This is a genomic window from Streptomyces sp. NRRL F-6492 (assembly GCF_001280125.1).
Classification (GTDB): domain Bacteria; phylum Actinomycetota; class Actinomycetes; order Streptomycetales; family Streptomycetaceae; genus Streptomyces.
On sequence record NZ_LGEG01000007.1, the window covers coordinates 1 to 9,497 of the forward strand.

1 protein-coding gene is annotated in these 9,497 nt (G+C 77.8%); it reads left to right on the forward strand.

From position 1 onward, the window contains the following. A partial coding sequence (locus tag ADL08_RS02470) for a type I polyketide synthase (protein WP_159043172.1) occupies positions 1 to 9,385 on the forward strand: 9,385 nt, incomplete at its 5' end. Positions 9,386 to 9,497: the final 112 nt, after the last annotated feature.

Here is a 9,497-nt window from a genome sequence, read left to right on the forward strand (position 1 = left end):
CGGGCACGCTCAGGCGGCTGCCGGGGTGGGTGGTGTGATCAAGACGGTGATGGCGTTGCGGGCAGGGGTACTGCCGAAGACGCTGCACGCGCGGGAGCCTTCGCCGTTCGTGGAGTGGGAGGGCTCTGGGGTCCGGCTGCTGGGGGAGCAGGAGGTGTGGCCCGAGCGCGGGCGTCCGCGCCGGGCGGGGGTGTCCTCGTTCGGGATCAGCGGCACCAACAGCCACGTCATCCTCGAACAGGCCCCCGACGAGGCCGGATCCACCGCCCCCGACCTCGGCTCCGTCCCCGCCGCACCGCTCGTGCTGAGCGCGCGGACCGAGCCGGCGCTGCGCGCCCACGCCGCCGCGCTGCACGACGCCCTCGCACGGGACAACGCCCCGCGCACGTCCGACGTCGCCCACACGCTCGCCCGCCGGACCCGGTTCGACCACCGGGCCGTCGTGGACGCGGACGGAGACGTCCTGGCCGCGCTCGCGGCCGTACGGGACGGCCGACGGCACCCCCGGGCGGTCACCGGACGCGCCGAGCCCGACGGCCGGCTGGCGTTCCTCTTCTCCGGACAGGGCTCCCAGCGCGTCGGCATGGGCGCCGAACTGCTCACCACCTCCCCGGTGTACGCCGCCGCGTTCGACGCCGTCGCCGCCCACCTCGACCCGCTCCTCGGCACCGCACTGCGCGACCTGGTCACCGGGGCGGACGGGGCGCTGCGAGAGACGCGGTACGCCCAGCCCGCGCTGTTCACCGTCGAGGTCGCGCTGTTCCGGCTCGCCGAGTCCCACGGCCTGCGACCGGACTTCGTCATCGGCCACTCGGTCGGCGAACTCGCCGCCGCGCACGTCGCCGGGGTGCTGGACCTGCCCGACGCGGCCGTCCTCGTGGCCGCACGGGGCCGGCTCATGCAGTCCGCCCGGGAGGGCGGGGCCATGGCCGCCTTCGCCGCGACGGAGGAGCAGGCGGCCGGGCTCGTCGCCGCCTCGGACGGCACGGTCGGGCTCGCCGCCGTCAACGGACCGGACTCCGTCGTCCTGTCCGGGGACGCCGACGCCGTCGACCGGCTCGTCCGGCACTGGAAGAAGAGCGGACGCAAGGCGACCCGGCTCAAGGTCGGCCACGCCTTCCACTCGGCGCACATGGACGACGTCCTCGACGAGTTCCGCGCCGTCGTCACCGCGCTCTCCTTCTCCGCCCCCCGCCTCCCGGTCGTCTCCACCGTCACCGGCGCCACCGCCGACCCGCTCGAACTGACCGCCCCCGACTACTGGGTGCGCCAGATCCGGCGCCCCGTGCGGTTCGCCGACGCCCTCCGCACGGCCACCGGACTCGGCGTCACCCGGTTCGCCGAACTCGGCCCCGACGGCACCCTGACCGCCCTCGCCCGGGAAGCCGGGACGGACCGCGTCGTGGCCGTGCCCCTGCTGCGCCCCGGCGCCCCCGAACGCGACACCGTACGGGCCGCGCTGAGCCGCCTCCACGTCGCGGGCGTCGACGTCGCCCTCGTGCCGGACCTTCCCGGCGCCGGGATCGTCGACCTGCCCCCGTACCCCTTCGAGACCCGCCGCTACTGGCTCGACGCGCCCGAGGAGAACGGCAGCGCCGACGCGTACGGACTCGACGACGTCCGGCATCCGCTCCTCGCCGGAGCGACCGGACTGCCCGACGCGGGAACGCTGTTCACCGGATCGCTGTCACCGCGTCGGCGGCCCTGGCTGGCCGACCACCGGATCGACGGCCGGACCCTCGTCCCCGCGGCGGCGCTCGCCGAGCTCGCCCTGGCGGCCGGCCGCGCCCTCGGCCTGCCCACGCTCCGCGACTTCCTCGTCCGGTCCCCGCTGGAGCTCGACCCCGCCGCCGACGCGCCGCTCCAGGTCGCCGTCGACGCCGCCGGAGAGCTCACCGTACGGGCCAGGGCCGCCGACGGGCAGTGGACCGTCCACGCCACCGCCCGGCTCACCGACGACCCCGTCCCCGCCGGGCCCGCTCCGGACGCGCCCGCCGGCGACCGGATCGACCCGGGCGACCGCGCCGCGACCTACCGTCTGCTCGACGACGCCGGCTACGCCTACGGACCCGCCTTCCAGGGCCTGGCCGCCGCCCACCGCGACGCCACCGGCGCGCTGCGGGCCGAAGCCGAACTCCCGCCCGCCCTCCACGGGACCGCCGGCTCCTTCGGGATCCACCCGGCGCTCCTCGACGCGGCCCTGCACGTCCTGCCGCTGCACGCGCCCGACGGCCCCCGGCTCGTCCCGTACGCCCTCGACGGCGTCCGGCTGCACGAGCGCGGCGCCTCCCGGGTGACGGCCCGCCTGACGCCCGTGGGGCCCGGCGCCCACCGGCTCGACCTGACCACCCCGGACGGCCGGCCCGTCCTCACCGTGGAACGCCTGACGCTGCGCCCGCTGCCCACCGGGTCCGACCTGTACCGGACGGTGTGGGAGCCGACCGGACCGCTTGCCGCCCCGTCCGCCACCCCCGACGTGTTCGCCCCCGACGTGTCCGCCCCCGACGTGTCCGCCCTCGACCTGCTCCCCGCCGGCGCGACGGCGGACGACGACCCGCTCGCCGCCGCGGACGCGGTGCGGACCGCCGTCGCCGAGCGGCTCGCCGCGGACGCCACCGGCCCGCTGGTCGTCCTCACCCGGGGCCTCGCCGTCACCGACGGCGAACCCGCCCGCGCCGGGACGGCCGCCGCGTGGGGTCTCATCCGCGCCGTCCAGGCCGAACACCCCGGCCGGTTCACCCTGGTCGACACCGACGGCAGCCACGACGACGCCCTGCTCGCCGCGATCGCAGCCCAACTGCCGCAGGCCGCCGTCCGCGACGGCGTCCCCTACGCCCCGCGCCTGACGGCCGTGCCCGACACCCCGGACGCCGCGCCGGTCCCCTGGCCGCGCAGCGCCGCCGGCGGCACCGTCCTCGTCACCGGAGGGACCGGGGCACTCGGCCGGGCCACCGCCCGCCACCTGGTCACCCGGTACGGGGCCCGCACCCTGCTCCTCGTCTCCCGGCGCGGCCCGGAGCACCCGGACGCGGACGCGACCGTCGCCGAACTGGCCGCGCTCGGCGCGCGGGCCGAGGTCCGGGCCTGCGACACCGCCGACCGCGACGCGCTCGCGGCCCTGCTCGCCGGACTCGACGCCCCGCTGTCCGCCGTCGTGCACACCGCCGGGATCGCCGAGGACGCGATCGCCGAACGGCTCACCCCCGAGGCCCTGCGACGCCTGTTCGCACCGAAGACGCTCGCCGCGCACCACCTCGACGCACTCACCGGCGACGCCGCACTCGACGCCTTCGTGCTCTTCGGATCGGTCGCCGGAGTCCTCGGCACCGCCGGCCAGAGCGGCTACGGCGCCGCCAACGCCGCGCTCGACGCCGTGGCGCACGGACGACGGCGCGCCGGCCGGACGGCACTCACCGTCCACTGGGGCCTGTGGGACGCCGACGGCGGCCTCGCCGAAGGCCTCGGCGCACGGGACGTCACCCGCCTGGCACGGGCCGGGATCAGGCCCCTGCCGGTCGCCGACGCGCTCGCGCTGCTCGACCGCGCGCTGCGCGCGGACCTGCCCGTGGTGACGGCCGCCGCGCTCGACGCCCGCGCGACCGGACCGCGCCGGCTCCCCGCCGGCCCCGCACCGCGCACGCCGGACGCCGGCACGGGCCCGCGGGCCGCCGGCGGCGACGTGGCCCGGATCGTGCTCGACGCCGTCGCCGACGTGCTCGGACACGCGCCGGACACCGTCCTCGACCCGGACCGCCCCTTCACCGACCTCGGCTTCGACTCCCTCACGGCCGTCGAACTGCGCAACCGCCTCACCACCGGCCTCGGCGTCCGGCTGCCCGGGACCGTCGTCTTCGACCACCCCACACCGACCGCCCTGATCGGCCACGCCACCGCCCTCCTGACGGACCCGGCCGGCGCCACGGACGTCACCGGCGCCGGCCCGGAGCCGTCGCCCGCCGTCGCCCCGGACGACGACCCCATCGCGATCGTCGGCATGGCCTGCCGCTTCCCCGGCGACGTCCGCACCCCCGCCGAACTGTGGGAGCTGCTCGTCTCCGGCACCGACGCCATCACCGAGTTCCCGGACGACCGCGGCTGGGACCCGGACCTCTTCGACCCCGACCCCGACCACCCCGGCACCTCCTCCACCCGGCACGGCGGCTTCCTGCACGACGCCGCCGAGTTCGACCCCGCGTTCTTCGGGATCAGCCACCGCGAGGCCCTGGCCGTCGACCCGCAGCAGCGCCTGCTGCTGCAGACCGCCTGGGAGGCCGCGGAGGACGCCGGCATCGACCCCGCGAGCCTGCGCGGCACCGACAGCGGCGTGTTCGTCGGCGTCATGTACGCGGACTACGGCGCCCGGGTCCACCAGCACCGGGGCGCGGCCGCGGACCTGGAGGGCTATCTGGTCAGCGGCAGCGCCGGCAGCGTCGCCTCCGGCCGGGTCTCCTACACCCTCGGCCTCCAGGGGCCCGCGGTGACCGTCGACACGGCCTGCTCCTCCTCGCTCGTCGCCGTCCACCAGGCGGCCCAGGCCCTGCGGCTCGGCGAGTGCTCGCTGGCCCTCGCGGGCGGCGCGACCGTGATGGCGAGCCCCGCCACGTTCGTCGAGTTCAGCCGTCAGCGCGGGCTCGCCCCCGACGGCCGCTGCAAGCCCTTCTCGGCCGACGCCGACGGCACCGCCTGGGCCGAGGGCGCCGGCCTCCTCGTCCTGGAACGCCTGTCGGACGCCCGCCGCGCAGGCCACCGCGTCCACGCCGTCCTGCGCGGCTCCGCCGTCAACCAGGACGGGGCCAGCAACGGGCTGACCGCCCCCAACGGCCCCGCCCAGGAGCGCGTCATCCGCAGCGCCCTGGCTTCCGCCGGACTGCGCCCCGGCGACGTCCACGTCCTGGAGGCGCACGGCACCGGCACCCGCCTCGGCGACCCCGTGGAAGCGGGCGCGGTACTGCGCACCTACGGCCGCGAACGCGCCGGGAGCGGGCCGCTCCTGATGGGCTCGGTGAAGTCCAACCTCGGTCACACGCAGGCCGCGGCCGGCGTCGCCGGGATCATCAAGTCGGTCCTCGCCATGCGGCACGGCCGGGTCCCCGGCACGCTCCACCTGGAGCGGCTGAACGAGCACGTCGACTGGACCGAGGGCGAGGTGCGCGTCCCCACCCGCGCCACGCCGTGGCCCGGGGGCGAAGGACCGCGCCGCGCCGCCGTCTCCTCGTTCGGCATCGGCGGCACCAACGCCCACGTGATCCTGGAGCAGGGAGAGGACCCCGCCCCGCCGCCCGCCGCCGGACCCCCGGCGGACGACGCCGCCCCGCGCGTCGTGCCCTGGGTGCTCAGCGCCCGCACCGAGGAGGGACTGCGGGAACAGGCCGTCCGGCTGCGCGGGCGCGTCCTGGACGAGCCGGCGACGCGCCCCGCCGACGTGGCGCTCTCCCTGGCGACCACCCGGACCGCCTTCGAGCACCGGGCCGTTGTCCTCGGCCGTGACCTGCCCGAACTCCTCGCCGGACTCGACCACCTCGCGGCGGGCACGAAGCCGGAACCCGCCGGTTTCCCCCTCGTCGTCACCGGAACCCCGGTGCGGGGCGAGACCGCGCTGCTCTTCACCGGCCAGGGCAGCCAGCGCGTCGGCATGGGCACGGCGCTCCACGCGGCGTTCCCCGCCTACGCGCGGGCCTTCGACGAGGCCGCGGAGGCGGTGCGCCGCGCGGGCGGCCCCGACGTCGCCGCGGCCGTCGCGGGACCCGACGCCGCCCACTCCGCGTCCGGCCCGGACCCGGACCTGGACCTGGACCTGGACCTGGACCGGACGGAGAACACGCAGCCCGCCCTGTTCGTGGTCGAGGTCGCGCTGTACCGGCTGCTCGCCTCCTGGGGCCTGGCCGCGCCGTTCGTCGCCGGTCACTCCGTCGGCGAGATCGCGGCGGCCCACGCGGCGGGCGCGCTGAGCCTGGCCGACGCCGCCCACCTGGTCGTCCACCGCGGCCGGCTCATGGGCGAACTGCCCGAGGGCGGTCTGATGGCCGCGGTCCAGGCGGATCCCGCCACGGTCGGGGCCGCCATGGCGGAGACCGGCCTGCGGGTGGACGTCGCCGCCGTCAACGCGCCCGGCTCGGTCGTCCTCTCCGGCGACGCCGAACCCGTCACCGCGCTCACCGAACTCCTCGCCGGACGCGGCCACCGCACCAAGCGGCTGACGGTCAGCCACGCCTTCCACTCCGCCCGGATGGAGCCGATGCTCGACGCCCTCCGGGACCGGCTGGCCACCCTGACCGCCACGGAACCGGCCGTCACCGTGGTCTCCACGCTCACCGCCCGCGAGGCCGGGGCGGACGTCCTCGGATCCCCGGCGCACTGGGCCGACCAGGTACGCGGCACCGTCCGGTTCGCCGACGCCCTCGACCGGCTGCGCGTCCTCGGCGCCACCCGCTTCCTGGAGATCGGACCGGACGCCGCCCTCACCGCGACGGCCGGGCAGACCGACCTCGGCCCCGCCGTGGCCGTACCGTCCCTGGACCGCCGGAAGGACGACCTCACGGCCCTCTGGTCCTTCGTGGCCGCCGCCCACGTGGCCGGCGTCGCCTGGGACTGGCACGCCCTGCTCGGCCCCGACGCCGTGACCGTGCCGCTCCCGACGTACCCGTTCGCCCGGGAACGCCTGTGGCTGCTGCCCCCGGCCGGCGGCGACGGCACCGCGACGGACATCGGTGCGGACGACCCCGGCCACCCGCTGCTGTCCGCCGCGCTCGCCGACCCCGACGGCGGGCGGACCGCGTACACCGGCGTCCTGTCGCACCGCCGGCAGCCGTGGCTCGCCGACCACGCCCTGCACGGCTCGCCGCTGCTGCCCGCCGCCGCCCTCGTCGACCTGCTGACCCGGCTGGCGCGGCGGCACGACGCGGACGCCCTCGCCGAACTCACCCTGCACGCCCCGCTCGTCATCGGCCCCGACACCGAGACCCGGCTGCGCGTCACCGTGGCCGAGGACGCCGTCCGCGTCCACGCCAGGACCGGCGACGCGCCCTGGACCCTCCACGCGGAGGCCCTGCTCGTCGTCGGGGAGGACACCGGGGAGGACGCCGGGGAAACCGCCCCGGACGTCTGGACGGGCGACCGGCCGCGCGGCGCGCGCCCCGTCGAACTCGACGACGTGTACGGAGCGTTCGCCGCGCACGGATACGACTACGGGCCCGCCTTCCGAGGCCTGCGCGCCCTGTGGTCCGACGGCGACACCCTCTACGCGGACGTGGACACCGGCGACCCCCTGGCCGCCGGCCTGCTGGACGCCGCCCTGCACCCGTGGATCGCCGACGCGCTGCGCCGCGGCGACGGCGGCGACGGGACCGACGTGAACGTGCCGTACAGCTGGCACGGGATCCGCGCGTACGCCGAGCCGTCCGGGCCGCTGCGCGCGCGGATCCGCCGCCTGGGCGAGACGGCCTTCGCCCTGGACGTCACCGACGACCTGGGCCGGCCCGTACTCGGCGTCGACGAGGTCCGGCTCCGCCCGGTTCCGGTGGCCGCGCTGGGCGCCGGTCGGCGGGAAGGCGGCACCCCGCTGCACGAGGTCGTCTGGAGGCCGGTCCCGCTCGACCCCACCGGACCGGCGGCCCGTACGGTCGCCCTCGTCCTGGGCGACCCCGGCGCGGCCGGGGGAATGCCGTTCCCGGTGGTGGCCGCGCCCGACGGGACCGAGGACACCGTCGTCGCCGTCGCCGCGCACGACGACGTGCGCGCGAACCTGCGCGCGGTGCGCGAACTGATCCTCGCCCTGCCCGAGCACACCCGTCTGGTCGTACTGACCCGGGACGCCGTCGCGGCCGACCCGGCCGACGCGGTCACCGGGCTCGCCGAGGCGTCGCTCTGGGGACTCGTCCGCTCGGCACAGCACGAACACCCCGGCCGGATCGGCCTGGTCGACACCGACGGCCACGCCGACTCGACCGCCGCGCTGCCGCGCGCGGTCGCCGCCGGGGCCGACCAGACAGCCCTCCGGCGCGGCACCGCCCACCGGCCCCGGCTCGCCCCCGTCGCCCAGCCGGCGGGCACCGCGCCCGCGTTCGGCGACGGCACGGTGCTCGTCACCGGGGCGGGCGGCGCCCTCGGCTCGGCCGTCGCCCGCCACCTCGTCGCCCGCCACGGCGTCCGCGGCCTGCTCCTGGCGAGCCGGCGCGGCGACGCCGACCCCGCCCTGCGCGCCCTCGCCGAGGAACTGCGCACCATCGGCGACGGGCCCGTCGAGGTCCGCACCGCGGCGTGCGACCTCGCCGACGCGGCGGCGGTCGACCGGCTGGTCGCCGGTGTCGACCCCGCCCACCCGCTCACCGGGGTGTTCCACGCGGCCGGCACGCTCGACGACGCCGTCCTCGCCAACCTGACCGACGAGCGCCTCGACCACGTCCTGCGGCCCAAGGCCGACGCGGCCGCGCACCTCCACCGCGCCACCGCCGGACTGCCGCTCACCGCGTTCGTGCTGTTCTCCTCCGTCGCCGGCGTCCTCGGCAACGCGGGCCAGGCCGGCTACGCCGCGGCCAACGCCCACCTGGACGCCCTCGCCCAGCGCCGGGCCGCGGCCGGGCTCCCCGGCGTCTCGCTGGCCTGGGGCCTGTGGGAGAGCGACGACGCGTCCGGGATGGCGGGCTCGCTCGACACCGCAGCCCGGGCCAGGATCGACCGGCTCGGCATCCGCCCCCTGTCGACCGCCGACGGACTCGGCCTGCTCGACGCCGCCCTCGCCCTCGGGGACAAGGCGCCCGCCCTGCTCGTCCCGGCGCGGTTCGACACGGCGGCCCTCGCGCGCAGGCCCGGAGGCCCGCCCCCGCTGCTCGCCGACCTCGTCCCCGCGCGGCGCGCGACGGCGGCGGAGCGCGGTCCCGCGGCCGTCCCGCTCACCGAGCGGGTGGCGGGCCTCGGACCCGAGGCCGCGCGCACCCTCGTCCTCGGCGTGGTCAGGGCGTGCGTCACCGAGGTGCTCGGCCTGCCCGGGAGCGTCCACGTCCCCGACGACCGGGGCCTGTTCGACCTGGGGCTCGACTCCCTGACCGCGATCGAGCTGCGCAACCGGCTCGGCGCGGAGGCCGGCACACGGCTCCCGGCCACCGTCCTGTTCGACCACCCCACCGTCCGGGACCTCACCGGCCACCTGCTGGAGCTCGCCGCCGGGGAGCGGACGGTGTTCGACGCGGACGCGCTGGGCGACTGGGTGAGCGCGGCGTCCGGCCTCGGGGCCGAGGACGGCCGGCGGGCCGGACTCGTCCGGGCCCTCAAGTCCGCCCTGGGGCGCCTGACCGGCCCGGACGACGCCGACCCCGCGGCCGCCTTTGGAATGGATTCAGCCTCCGATGATGAACTCTTCGGGCTGCTGGACCGAGAACTGAACGACTGACCGACCGAGTACCGACCGGGCCGGACCCGGCACCGACCGGGCCGGACCCGGCACCGACCGGGCCGGCCCGGACACCGGCCGAGCACCGAAAGGGCCGGGGCGGACCGAATAC